Raw genomic sequence first — 15,531 nt, forward strand, 5'->3', positions numbered from 1 at the left:
GTCGCTATTTTAATCGCTCCAGCAGGTTTACGGGTGAAACAGTGTCAGCTCATGCTGAGATAGCGCTCGCCGGTGTCGTGAATAATGGTCACCACAGTTTTACCGAGTCCCAGTTGCGCCGCTACCCGCAACGCGCCACAGACACTGGCACCGGACGAAATGCCGGCCATGATGCCCTCTTCTTCGACCAGTCTTTTACGCATTGCAAACGCCTCAGCAGTACTGACCAATTCGATGCCGTCCAGCAAATCAACCTCGAGATTTTTCGGCACGAAACCGGCACCTATGCCTTGAATCTTGTGTGGCGAATGGATGCCGCCGGAAATCACCGGCGATTCCGCCGGCTCGACGGCAATCACCTTAAACTGCGGATTGCGGTTTTTAATCACGTCGGCGACTCCGGAAATGGTACCGCCAGTACCGACGCCACAGACGAAGGCATCGACTTGGCCATCGGTCGCCGACCAGATTTCCTGAGCAGTGGTCTGCCTATGCACTTCCGGATTCGCGGGGTTTTCAAATTGCTGCGGCATATACGCACCAGGTGTATGCCTAGCAATCTCTTCCGCTTTAGCAATCGCACCTTTCATACCTTCGGCGCCGGGCGTCAACACAATTTCGGCACCATATAAAGCCAATAATTGCCGACGTTCGATCGACATCGTCTCCGGCATCGTCAAGATGCAATGGTAACCGCGCGCGGCAGCCACCATGGCCAAAGCGATACCCGTGTTGCCTGAGGTAGGTTCGACGATAGTGCCGCCGTGTCTCAAATGCCCCATTTTTTCCGCGGCCTGAATCATCGCCAAACCGATCCGGTCCTTCACTGAACCGCCAGGATTCCTCGATTCCAGCTTCACTAGCACCGTTGCCGAATCTTCCGGAACCAGTTTATGTAATTTCAGCAACGGCGTGTTGCCGATCAATTGAGTTACATTATTTGCGGTAGGCATTGAGTCACCTCAATTATTTATCGATTTTAAAAGCTAAAAATACTGGACTACCGTTACGTTGTATCAAAACCGCAATAGATTTTTCAACCGGTAATTTAGCAACGATAGCATTAAACTCGGCGGCATCGCGCACCACGTTATTTTGAACCCGCAAAATTATGTCGCCCGGTTGGATGCCGGCTTCCAGCGCAATGCCTTTATTAACCTTTTGTACCAACACACCGTTTTTTTCAACCTGTAATTGTTGGCGCTGTTCGGCCGTCAAATCCGCCACCGCCAATCCCAAACGGTTGACCGCGATTTCAGCGGCAGCAGGCGCCGGGCTTGGTAAAGCGGCGGCTTGTGCAGGCAGTAAGCCGATCTTAACGCTAAGATCCTGCTTGTCGCCTTGGCGAATGATTTTAACCTTGGCTTTTTCGTCGATCGGCGTCATGCCCACCCTAGGCGGCAGTTCGCCGGAGGTTTCGATGACTTGGCCGTTAAACTCAACGATGATGTCGCCAATCTGAATGCCGGCTTTTTCCGCCGGTCCGCCCGGTATTACCTTAGAGACCAATGCGCCGTGCGGTCTGTCCATACCAAACGACTCAGCCAACTGGCGAGTAACGTCTTGGATTTGCACGCCCAACCAACCCCGAGACACCTTGCCCTTGCTTTTGATTTGTTCGACTACATTCATCGCCACATCGATAGGAATCGCGAACGACAGGCCCATATAACCGCCGGAACGGCTGTAGATTTGCGAGTTGATCCCTACTACTTTGCCCTGCATATTAAATAAAGGGCCGCCCGAATTGCCTGGATTGATCGCCACGTCGGTTTGGATGAAAGGCACATAGTTGCCGTCCGGCAGGCTGCGGCCCTTGGCACTAACAATACCGGCGGTGACCGACTGATCGAAACCGAACGGCGTACCGATAGCTAACACCCATTCGCCGACTTGCAATTGATCAGGCGCACCGATTTCGACTACTGGTAAGTCCTTGGCTTCAACTTTCAGCAAGGCCACGTCAGTACTCTCGTCGGAACCGATCAACTTGGCGATCAGCTCCCGGCGGTCTTTCAATTTAACGACAATCTCCGAGGCATTGTTGACCACATGGTGATTGGTCAACACATAGCCGTCCTTGGAAATCACGAAACCGGAGCCCAAGGAATTGGTTTCTCTGGGCGTATTGCCGCGGCCTGGTCCCTGAAAGAAATGCCGGAAAAACTCTTCCATTTCCGGCGGCATGTCCGGCGGCATTTGCTGCTGATCGGCACCAGCCTGTATATCGGGGGCTTTTTGGGTAGTGCTGATGTTAACCACCGCATCGCCATTGGTTTTAACCATTTCGGTAAAATCGGGCAATTGCGCGTAGCTTGCATCAATCGCCAATAAAAATATCAAAACTCCATAAAACAGCTTGTTAAGCATGTAATCTCCACTCATACATTTGATTTGTGACTAAAAAAGGACGCGCTAGCGCAATGCTATGCCGTCGGCAATCAGCTCGACGGTCTTGGCGGGCACTTCACCCAACACGGTAAATTGCATATCGCCGATCACCTTGCTGAAAGAATTGACAGAGCCCAGGCTATGCAAACCCTTGATACCCTGTGATTCTTTCGCCTCCAAATACACGGAAACTGTAGAAAAACCGTCGCTGATCAACAGATGATCCACGGCTTTCTGGGATTGCTGGATGGAATTGCGAATAAAAAATACCGACTCGAAACCGACCGGCCAATTTTTCAATACGAATGACGCTTTTTCAAACGGCTCGGCTTCACTGGCGTGAATATGTTTGACATGAAACTGCTGTTCGTCGCCATCGCTGCCGTTCGCGGCCGTCACCGCATCGGTATTCAAATCGGTGAATACCACTTGCTCCAAGATATGCCCGTCTAAATTGTAAACTTCAACTTTCAACGGTAAAAAATGTTGGGTATCTATCCAGATTTTCCGGGAATAGCGCAGCGTATCCTTCGGTTGAATAGTCAGGATTTGCGTCGGCAACATTGCGATGGACTCCTGGCCAGCCAAGCCTAACTGATAATACTTTTCCAATACGCTGGTGTTTGACGGCACATTGACAATGAAAGAACTGTCGAGCGGATGATGGTTTACTATCTTTTGGCTGGTTTCCTTGAAGACACAGGTTACCTCGTTGGACTTGCGGGTCACTTCGCGCATCGGCGAATTCAGCGAAGATAAGCGTTCCTGTTCGACGCCATTTTCAGCACTGTGTTGATACTTCATCGTATCGAGCTGACCGTTTTTCATGAAAATGACAGTCCCTCGAAAATTCAGGGTTTTCATTGCCATATTCATCTTGTCCAGCCATTGTGCCGCGCTGAGTGGCTCGGCAACGGCGACTTGATAAATCATCCATAGAAAAAAAGCCGCTAACGCTCTCACACCGTTATTCCTGATGATAACCAACCACCCGCGCATAAGGCTGCGCCGTTTGTTGCATACTATTGACGTAAAGCGCGTTATCGTGCGCTTGCAGATACTCGTTAAAGCGGGCATTCATCGCGTCGGCCGGTATTTTTCCGTGTGCGACAATTTCGACGCTACCGAATGGGCTGTTCATTTGTTTATCGACTTTGCTACTGACCCAAACTACCGCCAGAACTACCGAAGCGGCTATCGCCAACGCAGCTTTTTGCCAGTTCACAGACGGTTTTTTGCTCGGTAAGAAATAAATGGGTTCTTGTCGAATCTGCTGATGGAGCTTGTCGGCAAAATCGCTGCTGACCGGCGAATATTCATTACTTTTCAATACTTGGCTGACGATTTGATAGCGTCTCAGCTTGTCTTTGAGCAGTTCGTCGCTTTGCACCGATCTCAACAGCAACAAGGCTTGTTCGCAGTCGAGTTCGTCGTCTATAAATTGTGACAGTTTTTCGTTAAATTGTTCTTGCATCGATATACCTTTAGTCGAGCAATGGGTTTAATTTTTGATCGATGGCTTCGCGCGCTCTAAAAATTCGCGAGCGTACCGTGCCGATTGGACAATCCATCGCTTCCGCTATTTCCTCGTAACTCATCCCTTCAAATTCCCTGAGCGTAATCGCAACGCGCATTTCTTCGGGTAATTTTTCGATCGCCGCTTTAATTACCGCGACGATCTGTTCGTTCATCAATAAATTTTCCGGCGTTTCTATGTCTTTCAACTGCGGCGCATTTTCGACCTGTTCGGCATCCTGAACATCGATCTCGTAATCAAAATGACGGCGCGAACGAGACAGCAAATAATTTTTGGCGGTGTTGATCGCAATGCGATACAACCAAGTGTAGAAAGCACTATCACCACGAAAATCACCTAAGGCCCGATAAGCCTTGATGAAAGCATCTTGAGCCACGTCCTGTGCCTCGCTGGGATCTTTGACATAGCGATTCACCAAGTGGACGATTTTGTGCTGATATTTGATCACCAAAAGATCGAACGCAGACTTATCCCCTTGCTGCACACGCTGCACCAATTCTTGATCCAAATCTTCAATAATCCTTGCTTGTTCGTTCACTGCTCTATTTTGCTGATGAAGTGGACAGAATTAAACCGCATTAGTTCTGGCAATACAAAAAAAATTACCGGCCGATTAAAACGAGATATTATTCGGAAAATTGCCAACCCTCCATTCATGACCCGCGAAGTTGACCACATTGATAGAAAACCATCGCCCCAATACCGCAGAATCCTATTACGATATTCTTATTGCCGGCAGTGGCGGAGCCGGACTCAGCCTAGCCCTACATCTGGCTGACTCATACAAAGTTGCAGTACTTGCCAAATTCGCGCTGACCGAATGCAGCACCTATTACGCCCAAGGCGGTATTTCGGCGGTATTCGACGATCAATACGATTCTATCGAATCGCATATCGAAGACACACTCATTGCCGGCGCCGGCCTTTGCGACCCGAATATCGTGCGTCTGACCGTCGCCCAAGGCCGGCAGAGCATTGAATGGTTACGTCGGCAAGGGGTTAACTTCACCCAGGAAACAACCGCTGACGGCGTCAAACAGCTACATTTGAACCGCGAAGGTGGCCACTCTCACCGCCGCATTGTCCATACCGACGACGCCACCGGCAAAGCCGTCTCGCTGTCCTTGATCGAACGCGCCCAGGCTCACCCCAATATCAGTTTGCTGGAATATCACAATGTGGTGGAACTGATCACCGCCGCCAAGCTAGGCGCCAGCGAACAACGTATTTGTGGTGCCTATGTGTTGGACAGCAAATCCGGCAATGTCAAATCAATTGCCGCCAAAGTAGTAGTGCTAGCCACCGGCGGCGCCAACAAGGTATATCTGTATTCGACCAACCCACACATTTCCAGCGGCGATGGCATCGCGCTGGCCTGGCGCGCCGGGTGCCGAATCAGCAATATGGAGTTCATGCAGTTTCATCCGACCTGCTTGTACCACCCCACGGCACGCTCGTTTCTGATCAGCGAAGCGGTGCGCGGCGAAGGCGGCCATTTGATTCTGCCGGACGGGGAACGCTTCATGCGCCGTTACGACGAGCGCATGGAACTGGCGCCGCGCGACATCGTCGCCCGCGCTATCGATAGCGAGATCAAGAAACATGGCATCGAATGCGTCTATCTCGACATTAGCCACAAATCGCGGGAGTTCATTCAAAAGCATTTCCCGACGATTTATACACAGTGTCTGGAACTGGATATCGACATCAGCCAGCAACCGATTCCGGTGGTGCCGGCAGCGCATTATACCTGCGGCGGCGTGTTGACCGATGCCAACGCCCGTACCGACATACCCGGTTTGTACGCGATTGGCGAAGTAGCCTGCACGGGCCTGCACGGCGCCAACCGCATGGCCAGCAACTCGCTGCTGGAATGTCTGGTATTTGCCGAACAAGCCAATCAAGACATTCGTCGCACATTCGATCAATTGCCGACGCCTTTGCCGCTACCAGCCTGGGATGCATCCAAAGTCAGCGATTCCGACGAAGAAGTCGTGATCGCCCATAACTGGGACGAACTACGCCGCTTCATGTGGGACTACGTCGGCATCGTCCGCACCAATAAACGCCTGGAACGGGCGATGAACCGTTTGGTACTGTTAAAAGAAGAAATTGCCGAATACTACGGCCAATTCCGCATCACCAGCGACTTGCTGGAATTGCGTAATTTGGTCATCGTCGCCGAACTGATCATCCGTTGCGCCCAACAGCGCAAGGAAAGCCGCGGCCTGCATTACACCAAGGATTATCCCGAACTGGACAATAGCCAGCCACCGCAAAATACAGTGCTGACACCGGATAAACCTGGCAGCAAAGCGCGCTGAGTGTTTTTCTTGCGATGTCTGAACGGCGTTTGCCCGTCGACAAACGCAATACGGACGGTTAAATCCTGATTAGCCTCCAGGCATATTTTATGTCCGGACCTTTCAAATAGTGGCTACACTTTCGGTGTTATCGAAATTCCCAGGATTCGTCATGAACACGGCAAAATTCGACACTATCGGCCAATATCTCCTCAAACGCCTTTACGACGCGGGTGTCGAACACATCTTCGGCGTACCGGGCGATTACGTGCTGGGTTTTTACGATCTGATGGTCAAAAGCCCGGTCCAGCATATCGGCACCACCCGGGAAGATTCGGCGGCTTTTGCCGCCGACGGTTATGCGCGTTGCCGCGGCATGGGGGCATTGGCGGTTACTTACGGTGTCGGCGCTTTAAATACCGTCAATGCCATCGCCGGCGCTTATGCGGAGTCTTCGCCCGTGGTGCTGATCAGCGGCGCGCCCGGCGTACGCGAACAACGCAACGATCCCCTGCTTCATCATCGTTTCGGCCCTTTTACCTTCCAGCGTGAAATTTTCGAACGCATTAGCTGCGCCTGCGTAGTACTCAACGATCCGGTCATTGCTTTTCGGCAGATAGACCATGCCATAGAGTCCGCCCGCCATTTTTGTAAACCGGTTTACATCGAAATTCCCCGCGATTTGGTGATGTCGGAAGGTTATCCGATCCCGGCCGCGGCGACGGAAACGTTTGCCAGCAACGAAACGGCTTTGTCGGAAGCCATCGCCGAGACCATGGAACTGTTATCCAAGTCGGTATCGCCGATGATCGTTGCCGGCATCGAATTGCACAGGCGCGGACTCCAGGCGGCTTTAGCCGATTTTGTCGAGCGCGCCGGCATGCCGGTGGTCGCGACGATGACCGGCAAATCGGTGATGGCCGAGCGGCATCCCGCTTATCTGGGCATTTACGAAGGAGCGATGAGTGCCGAGACGGTGCGCTACACGGTGGAACAATCCGATTTGCTACTGATGTTGGGCGTGACCCTGAATGAAATCGATACCGGCATCTACACCGCAAAACTAAACCCGCATTTGACGATCCGCGCCGCACTAGACGAGGTGGTAATCAGCGCGCATCGCTATCCCGGTGTCGCGTTGGACGATTTTCTCAGCGCTTTGGCGAGCGCGATCAAAACGCCCAGCGAAAAATTTGTATCGCCGCCTTCGACATCGGAAACCCTGGCGTTTCCCGAACCGGACCGGCCCATCACTACGGCCCGTTTAATCGAGCGGCTGAATCAAGCGCTGAGTCAAGATATGATCGTGGTTTGCGATGTCGGCGACTGCCTGTTTGCCGCCATCGATTTAAGGGTGCACGAGCAGAGCGAGTTTCTGGCTTCGGCTTTCTACACCACCATGGGTTTTGCCGTACCTGCCGCACTCGGCGCGCAAATCGCCCGCCCCGACCATCGCGCCCTGATACTGGTCGGCGATGGCGCGTTTCAAATGACCGGCACCGAGTTATCCACGCATGCGCGCTTGGGTTTAAATCCCATCGTGGTGGTGTTTAACAATGGCGGCTACAGCACCGAACGCTGCATTCTGGAAGGTCCATTTAACGATATAAACCCCTGGCGTTTCGACCGACTAGGAGAGCTTTTTGGCCCGTTAATGGGCTACGAAGCCAGCACGGAAGCGGAATTTGAAGAGGCGCTGATAAAAGCCCTGAACGACCGAAGCATGCCCAGCATTATTAATGTCCATCTCTCGGCCGATGATGCGTCCTCGGCCATGAAACGGCTTACCGAGCACTTGAAGTCCAGAGTATAAGGGGACACAATCTGCCAAACCAAACGACAACTTAGACGGTGCCCGCAGCAAGACTAAGGCTATGGTTACAAATAACTTCCCTACATCGGGTTATAAGGATATTCCCGTTCGTCCTGAGCTTGTCGACGGATGGGCGGGAGAATCCGGGCTTTCACCGCGGCAAACCGTTCATGCTTCGACTGAGCTCAGCACGAACGGTTTGCCGAGAAAATTCATTTCGGGAAGTTGTTTTTGGCGGAATCCCTAAGCACCCAAGCTTCGGAAAGCGAACTGATACGCTTGCGTGGCACTTAATCGGCAATGCCGCGACACAATTTCGCCACCACGTCGAACCGGTAAGCATCCACCCAGGCAGCGATGGTTTTGGCCTGTTCCGGAAAGTCGGGGCGCAGACGCTCGATGATGGCTTGCACGACATCGGCATCGAGGAGCTCGGCGGCATCCGCCAGTTCGGCGCGCAATGTAGGGCTGAGCTGCGACAGATCGAGCCCGGCATCAACTGCTGTTTGCCCCGCCGAAGCGGTCGCGCCCTGTTCGGCAAACCGGTAGTGTAAGCCAAGCAGATCGCCCATGATTCGAAACAGGCGATATTCGTCCACCGGTTTGGACAGCATCTCGTCGCAGCCGGCGTCGAGAATAGCTTGCCGATCTTCCCGAAAGGCGCTGGCGGTCAGCGCGGCGATTTTTACCTGTCCACCGCCCGGCAAAGATCGAATGACTTTGGTGGCCTGATACCCGTCCAGCACCGGCATGCGCATATCCATCCAGATAAATTGCGGCTGCCAGCTCTCGAAACATTCGATGGCCTGTTGGCCGTTTTCGACCGCCCGCACTTCAAATCCCACATTGCTCAGCAGCAAGGTAATCAACTCACTGCTATCGGCATTGTCTTCCACCACCAGCACCCTCACCGTCGGCTGCTCCGCTGCCAGACCGATAACCCGGCTTGGCTCGACGGTCATAGCCGGCGCGTTGGCTTCGGGTAGCGATAAGGTAAAGGTAAACACACTGCCCTTGCCAGGTTCACTGGACACCTTGATCTCGCTACCCATCAGTCGAACAAATTCGTGGCTGATAGCCAGCCCAAGGCCGGTACCCTCACCTTTGGCGACGCCGGCCTCGGTCTGATAAAAGGCCTGAAAAATACGTGGCAGGTCGTCGGCACCTATACCGACACCGGTATCGGCCACTTCAAAACGAATGAAGCCTTCTGCGGCCTGCAAACGCAGCTTGACCACCCCCTGCTCGGTGTATTTGATGGCATTGCCCAGTAAGTTGATCAACACTTGCCGCAAATGATGAGCATCGCCGACCACATAGCGAGGCAGTTCACCGCCACATTCGCTGACAAAACGCAAACTCTTCGATTCCGCACGCGCACGAATCATGTCCTCAACCGCCATCAGCGTATCGGCCAGACAAAATACTTCATTTTGTACCGTGGTGCGCCCTGCTTCGATACGGGAGATTTCCAGCACGTCATTAATCAGCGACAGCAAATGGCGACCGCTACGGTTGATGGTTTCCAACCTGCTGCGATGGGTTTTATCTAATGTGTCGTCGCGCGCCATGATCTGCGCAAAGCCCAAAATGGCATTTAGCGGCGTGCGCAATTCATGCGACATATTGGACAAAAACACGCTTTTGGCTCGATTAGCCGCTTCCGCAGCTTCCTTGGCTTGCAACAAGGCTTGCTCGGCGGCTTTGCGCTGGCTGATGTCGGTAACGAAGGCAATAAAGCGATCGGCGACCTCCGGCTGAGGCGGCTGATAGTAAAGCACCGCCTCAACGGGAAAACGTCGGCCGCCTTTGGTTCTATAAGTGCTTTCAAGCCGGATGTAGCCCTGTTCGCGGCAAGGCATCACCAGCTGCTTAAATCGCTCTCGCGGAAAATCCGGACAGATGTCGCCTATGCACAGTAGTAACAATTCGTCCAACGAATAACCCAACATGGCACCGGTTTGATCGTTGACATAGAGCAGGCGGCCGCTGTCCGCATCCAGCCACTGGATGGCGATGCCGGAGCGATCCATGGCAAACTGTGTTTCCCTCAACTGACGGTTGCTCTGCACCAATTCGCGGGTGCGAATCGCCACTAATTCTTCCAGGTGGTTTTTATATTCCTGTAACTCAAGCTGCGCCTGCACTCGGGCATCGATCTCACGCTGCAAATCGTCGCGACTGGCTGTTACCTGTCTGAGATTGCTGGTCATCGTATCGAATGCGCGGGAAAACTCTCCCAATTCGTCACGTTGCGTGTCGCCAATCCGGTAATTCAGATTACCAGCCCCTATTTGCGTGGTCGCATCTCGCATCCGCTGTAAGCGATGTAGCAGACGCCGACCGTTCAAACCGATGAATAAGGCCACTATAAAGGTCAATACCAATAACAATGCGATGATCAGCGAATCAATCCGTTGACGAGTCTCTGCTTGCTGACGCTGAATATCGCGCAGCAGATTGCCGGCTTCTGCTGCCAGCGTCTGCACGTGCAATGCCATCTGGCTTTCCAAACGTTGCAAGAGTCCTTGCGATAACGCCGTTTTGTCGGGAATGCCGCTCAGCGAAATCCGCTGAAAAAGATCATCGAGTATCCGCTGTTCGCGTCCCATACGCTCTACCCTTTCTTGGTAGCCGGCCTCATCGATGCGCGACAACAGTTCCGTCATATGCTGATTGGAAATTTTCCATTGTCGAGATGCGCGCCGCTCCTCAGGGTGTCTGACGATTTCCCGGCCAAGACTCATCAAATTGATGCTTTCGAATGTAATGGCTTGAGCTTCTCCAAGTTGCTGCAATTTCAAGCGGTCTTGCCTGGCGGCAAAAACCAACAACGCAGCCATGACCAAGCCGAGCAGCACGGGTAAAACCATCAACAGCCGAATCACATGAAGCAAGCGCATGGTATTTCAGCGAATGATGCTGACCCGATCGGGCGCCAATTCGCTAAGCGCCTCTGGCGCCAGGACATCAAGATAATCAGGGACGGCGCCTTGAACCAAGCCACTATTGATACCCCAGCGAGCCACTTCTTCCAGTAACAGCAGCAAAGAATGGCGCATTTCAACCCGCGTATGGTAATTATTCAACACATCGATAGCCTGGTTACGGGTCATATCCAAATGCTGCGCGACGATAGCCGCCGTGGCTTCAACCGGCTGAACATGATTCTCCGCTTCCAGCAAAGCAGCCAGCACGGCATGGGCAACGCCCGGTTTCTCGCGTAACAGTTTTTCGGTCGTCACCAACAATTCCGATTGTTCGTAGATACCGGGATCCGCAAATACCGTCACTCGTTCGCCCAATTTTTCCAGGCATTGGCTCAGATAAGGTTCGCGCACACTGACGGCGTCTACTTGGCCGGAATTCAGCAATTCGGGCAATGCTTCGATTTTATCGAACTTCAGCGCCACGTCCGCGTAGCTCAGATTATGTTCCAATAAAAATTGATACAAAAAGAAATGCACCGCGGATCCTTCTTGAGTCGCAATGCTGCGCCCGCGTAAATCGCTTTCCTGGATGATGCCTCGGTCCCGCCGTGCCACAATAAAAGAGACATTATCGGCACGAATAGTACTGGCCAGCACGCGTAACTCCGGATGTGTGAACACCGCTAACGCTACCGGCGTGTCAAATGGGTTAGTCATATCGACAATGCCAGACAGTAAGCCCTCGTCCAGCGCCCGCTTGCCGCTCGGATAAATCTTTAGTTCGACGTTAAGCCCATGCTTTTCGAATAGTTTTTGCGCCTGGGCGATAAAAAACAACACACTGGTCGGTTGCTTCGATATCCCCAGAATCGCGGATTGCCGAGCAACTTTAGGCGCCGGTTCGCAACTCACCAGAGTCATGGTAAAAACCGCTAATACCATCCTATGTATCAGTTGCCGCATGATGCCCCCTCCTGAACTATCACGGCGTCAACCGCGTGTTGAATCTGATCGAAGCGAAATTCGCGCACCATGGCTTCCAATTCGGTCGCTATACCGTTATGCGTCGGCCGCAGACCTTCGACGATCATGGCAAAGGCATCAATATCCAGTTCTTCCGCAGCCCGTTTGATGGTCGCGCGCAGTTCGTCGCTCAACTCGCTGAAACTAATCGCGCGGGCGGTTTGCTCCGGCGCGGCTTCGCCGTAGCGGTATTGCACGTTCAAAAGATCGCCCATCATGCGGAACAAGTTTTCCTCATCAAAAGGCTTGATCAAGATATCATCGCAGCCCGAATCGAGAATATCGCCCAGGCGCTCCTGAAATACGCTGGCGGTGAGCGCCACGATTTTCACCTTGTCACCACCGGGTAACGCGCGGATTTGCCGAGTGGCTTCATAGCCATCCATCACCGGCATGCGAATGTCCATCCAAATAAAATGCGGCTGCCAACTGATAAAGCTGGCCACGGCCTGGGCGCCGTTATCGACGCCGCGCACCTCAAAACCGACGCTGCGGAGCAAACTGACCAGCAAATCCCGGCTATCGATTTTATCTTCCGCGACTAGAATCCGTAGCGGCATTTGTCCCGCTTCCAGGCCCAGAATCCGTGCGCGCGGCACCGATTCCGGCAGTGATACGGTTTCCGGCAACGGCAAGGCGAATGCGAATACGCTGCCCTGCCCTGGCTGGCTTTGCACGTCGATTTCGCCGCCCATCAGCCGAACGAATTCACGGCTGATGGTCAAGCCCAAACCGGCACCTTCACCAAGTGCGGAGCCGGCTTCTGTCTGGTAAAAAGCCTGAAAAATATGCTGTTGCTCGCCCGGATCGATACCGGGACCGGTGTCGGCCACTTCGAAGCGAATACGCCCGTCGATCGGCGTCAGGCGCAAACCGACGCGGCCTTGCTGGGTATATTTGACGGCGTTACCCAATAAATTGATCAGTACCTGCCGCAAATGGTGGGCGTCGCCCAACACGCAAAACGGCAGTTTGCCGAATCGTTCGATGACAAATTGCAGGCCCTTGGTTTCGGCGCGTAGCCGGATCATTTCATCGACGGCGTGCAACATATCCGCCAAATCAAAAGGCTTGCTCTGAATGGTCGTGCGGCCGGCTTCGATACGGGCAATTTCGAGTACATCGTTGATCAAAGACAACAGGTGGCGGCCGCTACGATTGATGGTCTGCAATTCGCTACGATGTTGTTCGCTCAGCGTCGCATCCCGTTCCATCAGTTGGGCAAAGCCGAGAATGGCATTCAAGGGTGTCCGCAATTCGTGGCTCATATTAGCCAAAAATGCCGTCTTGGCGCGGTTGGCTGCTTCGGCGGCCTCCTTAGCCAACGCTAGTTCAGCGGTGCGTTGGGCGACCAGTTCCTCCAGATGGAAGCGGTGCTCGGCCAGTTCCTTCTCCAGGCGGGCGCGATGCAAGGTATATAAAATGGTGCGGGCCAGGCCGTCGTAGCCAAAATCGCCCTTCACCAGATAATCGGCGGCGCCTGCTTTCAAGGTACTCAGTCCGAAATCGGCATCGCTCTGGCCGGTCAGCACGATAATGGGCGTGGCACCGGCAATCGCGAGGATGCGGGCGACTGTGTCGATGCCGGTGGAATCGGGCAAGGTCAGATCCAGCAGCACGATGTCGTAAGTTTGCGCGGAATATTGCCGCAAGGCCTCGGCCAGGGTTTGCACCCAAACCAGCTGAAAGTGGGCATTGCGGAAGCCGCGCAGCGCGATTTTGGCGAGTCCGGCGTCACCCGGCTCGTCCTCGACCAGCAATACCTGAATCGAGCCACTATCCAGTTCGGTCATCACTTATTTTCGCGAGGCAGCCGCGTCAGCACGAACCAATAATCGCTCAGTTGGGCAATGGCGGCGGTGAACTGCTCGATGTCGACCGGTTTGGTGATATAGCCGGAGGCGCCGTTCTTAAAACTGGCTTCGACATCGCGCTCCACCTCGGATGTGGTCAACACCACCACCGGAATATCGCAGAGTGCTTCTTCGGCTTTAATGGCGGCGAGAAACTCGCGTCCGTTCATCCGCGGCATATTCAGATCGAGCAGAATCAAATCCGGGCGCGGTGCGTCCTGGTAAGGCGGCTTGCGATGTAGAAAATCCACGCCTTCGCGGCCGTCGAGTACATGGTGCAGCCGGCAATGAACCCGTGCGTCCCTCAGCGAAATACGCACCAGATGCGCATCGGCCGGCTCGTCTTCCAACAACAGAATTTCGAATAGTTTAATATCCAGCGTCATGTGTTCAACTCCCGTTTGGCAGGTCGAATACCACAGCGGTGCCGCCCTGTGCAGATGTTTCTATCCAGATTTTGCCGTCCTGGCTCTCGACGATGCGCCGCGCGATTGCCAAGCCAATGCCGGTACCGGCCAAGGGATTGGGACGGAGTTGTTCGAATACGCCGAACACCCTTGTATGTTATGTGAGAACGATCCATAAAGGTTTTGAAGAAAGATAGGTCGTTAACCCTCGAAGTCGAAACATCGAGCTTGTGGGAGAGTCTGGATCGTCTTTCTTCATTTGTTGTCAGAGCCCGAACAGTTGCAGGGGCATCAATCCGAATTTTTACAAGGTGGGGCGCGTACAACGTGAATAAAGAAGAATTTTTTGCTGGAATCGACGTATCCAAGAGCCATTTGGATTTAGGTTTGAACCCGTCAGGACAATTTGAACGGTTCCATAATGACGAAACCGGGGTTGCTGGCTTGGTTGCCTCGCTGGAACGGGTTCGACCGGCGTTAATCGTCGTTGAAGCGACCGGTGGGCTAGAAATGTTGGTCGTTGCTGCTTTGCGAGTGGCAGGATTGCCGATAGCCGTGGTTAATGCCCGGCAAGTGCGCGACTTTGCTAAAGCGACCGGCAGGTTGGCAAAAACAGACAAGTTGGATGCTTTGGTGCTCGCGCATTTTGCCCAAGCCGTTCGGCCCGCCATCCGTGAAGGCAGAACCGATGCCGAGCAAGAATTGGTGGAACAGGTGGCACGCAGACGGCAGCTCGTCGACATGCGTGCCCAGGAAAAAGCCCGCTTATCGATGGCCGGTGCTCGACAAAAGGTCAGCATCAAAGAGCACATCGCTTGGCTGGATGAGCGCATCTCAGACCTGGACGATGACTTAAAAGCCACCTTGAAAGCATCGGATATTTGGAAAGAACGGGTCGATTTACTGCAAAGCGCACCGGGCGTGGGCCCGGTCACGATGTTGACCTTACTGTCATATTTACCCGAATTGGGTCGATTGAACCGACGTGAAATTGCGGCCTTAGCGGGCTTGGCGCCGTTTAATCGGGATAGCGGTTTCCAGCGAGGATACCGCATGATCTGGGGCGGTCGTGCGGAAGTGCGCTCCGTCCTGTATATGGCGACTTTATCGGCGGTACGAGGCAACAATGCGATCGCCTCGTTCCATAAACGATTGGTTGAAAAAGGGAAGCCCGCCAAGGTCGCTTTAACAGCTTCTATGCGTAAGCTACTCACCATTCTTAACTCTATGATGAAACAAAATAAACACTGGTCATGCCCTCAAAATGCTTGACT

At 53.4% G+C, this 15,531-nt stretch carries 13 protein-coding genes; 3 read left to right on the plus strand and 10 right to left on the minus strand.

Going from position 1 to position 15,531, the window contains the following annotated elements; all coding sequences use genetic code 11:
- Positions 1 to 44: 44 nt before the first annotated feature.
- The 5 genes from cysK to rpoE are packed head-to-tail and all read right to left on the minus strand — an operon-like array spanning position 45 to position 4,466.
- A complete protein-coding gene (gene cysK / locus QZJ86_RS11570; protein WP_301670565.1) occupies positions 45 to 953 on the minus strand; it encodes a cysteine synthase A in 909 nt (302 codons plus the stop codon).
- A gap of 13 nt (positions 954 to 966) precedes the next feature.
- Positions 967 to 2,370, minus strand: coding sequence for a DegQ family serine endoprotease (locus QZJ86_RS11575; protein WP_301670566.1), 1,404 nt, complete (start codon positions 2,368 to 2,370; stop codon positions 967 to 969).
- A gap of 45 nt (positions 2,371 to 2,415) precedes the next feature.
- Positions 2,416 to 3,354 (minus strand): MucB/RseB C-terminal domain-containing protein, encoded by a 939-nt coding sequence (locus QZJ86_RS11580; RefSeq protein ID WP_301670567.1) that lies wholly within the window; start codon positions 3,352 to 3,354, stop codon positions 2,416 to 2,418.
- A gap of 4 nt (positions 3,355 to 3,358) precedes the next feature.
- Entirely contained in the window at positions 3,359 to 3,865 is a 507-nt protein-coding gene (locus tag QZJ86_RS11585) for a sigma-E factor negative regulatory protein (protein WP_301670568.1), read from the minus strand.
- Positions 3,866 to 3,875: 10 nt separating this feature from the next.
- Positions 3,876 to 4,466 (minus strand): RNA polymerase sigma factor RpoE, encoded by a 591-nt coding sequence (gene rpoE / locus QZJ86_RS11590; protein WP_301670569.1) that lies wholly within the window; start codon positions 4,464 to 4,466, stop codon positions 3,876 to 3,878.
- 130 nt (positions 4,467 to 4,596) lie between these two features.
- On the opposite strand from rpoE, the gene nadB reads away from it, so the two are divergent.
- Together nadB and QZJ86_RS11600 are read left to right on the plus strand one after the other, a co-directional pair.
- Complete coding sequence (nadB, locus tag QZJ86_RS11595) at positions 4,597 to 6,252, plus strand: L-aspartate oxidase (protein ID WP_301670570.1); 1,656 nt, start codon at positions 4,597 to 4,599, stop codon at positions 6,250 to 6,252.
- A gap of 151 nt (positions 6,253 to 6,403) precedes the next feature.
- On the plus strand, positions 6,404 to 8,044 hold the full coding sequence (locus QZJ86_RS11600; protein ID WP_301670571.1) for an alpha-keto acid decarboxylase family protein: 1,641 nt from the start codon (positions 6,404 to 6,406) through the stop codon (positions 8,042 to 8,044).
- A 290-nt stretch (positions 8,045 to 8,334) separates the two neighbouring features.
- Here QZJ86_RS11600 and QZJ86_RS11605 read toward each other — a convergent pair whose 3' ends face one another.
- From QZJ86_RS11605 to QZJ86_RS11625, 5 genes are read right to left on the minus strand one after another with little or no spacing between them, the layout of a single operon-like run.
- Entirely contained in the window at positions 8,335 to 10,947 is a 2,613-nt protein-coding gene (locus QZJ86_RS11605) for an ATP-binding protein (protein ID WP_301670572.1), read from the minus strand.
- A 6-nt stretch (positions 10,948 to 10,953) separates the two neighbouring features.
- Positions 10,954 to 11,937, minus strand: a complete 984-nt coding sequence (locus tag QZJ86_RS11610) for an ABC transporter substrate-binding protein (RefSeq protein WP_301670573.1) — start codon at positions 11,935 to 11,937, stop codon at positions 10,954 to 10,956.
- Entirely contained in the window at positions 11,925 to 13,790 is a 1,866-nt protein-coding gene (locus QZJ86_RS11615; protein ID WP_301670574.1) for a hybrid sensor histidine kinase/response regulator, read from the minus strand. The genes QZJ86_RS11610 and QZJ86_RS11615 overlap by 13 nt, the downstream gene beginning before the upstream one ends.
- Positions 13,790 to 14,236, minus strand: a complete 447-nt coding sequence (locus QZJ86_RS11620; protein WP_301670575.1) for a response regulator — start codon at positions 14,234 to 14,236, stop codon at positions 13,790 to 13,792. Before QZJ86_RS11620 ends, QZJ86_RS11615 begins: the two co-directional genes overlap by 1 nt.
- A gap of 4 nt (positions 14,237 to 14,240) precedes the next feature.
- Positions 14,241 to 14,405, minus strand: coding sequence for an ATP-binding protein (locus QZJ86_RS11625; protein ID WP_301670576.1), 165 nt, complete (start codon positions 14,403 to 14,405; stop codon positions 14,241 to 14,243).
- A 179-nt stretch (positions 14,406 to 14,584) separates the two neighbouring features.
- On the opposite strand from QZJ86_RS11625, the gene QZJ86_RS11630 reads away from it, so the two are divergent.
- Positions 14,585 to 15,529 (plus strand): IS110 family RNA-guided transposase, encoded by a 945-nt coding sequence (locus QZJ86_RS11630; protein ID WP_301938965.1) that lies wholly within the window; start codon positions 14,585 to 14,587, stop codon positions 15,527 to 15,529.
- The last annotated feature ends 2 nt before the right edge of the window (positions 15,530 to 15,531 follow it).

It is taken from the genome of Methylomonas montana (assembly GCF_030490285.1).
In the GTDB taxonomy this organism is placed as follows: Bacteria; Pseudomonadota; Gammaproteobacteria; order Methylococcales; family Methylomonadaceae; genus Methylomonas; species Methylomonas montana.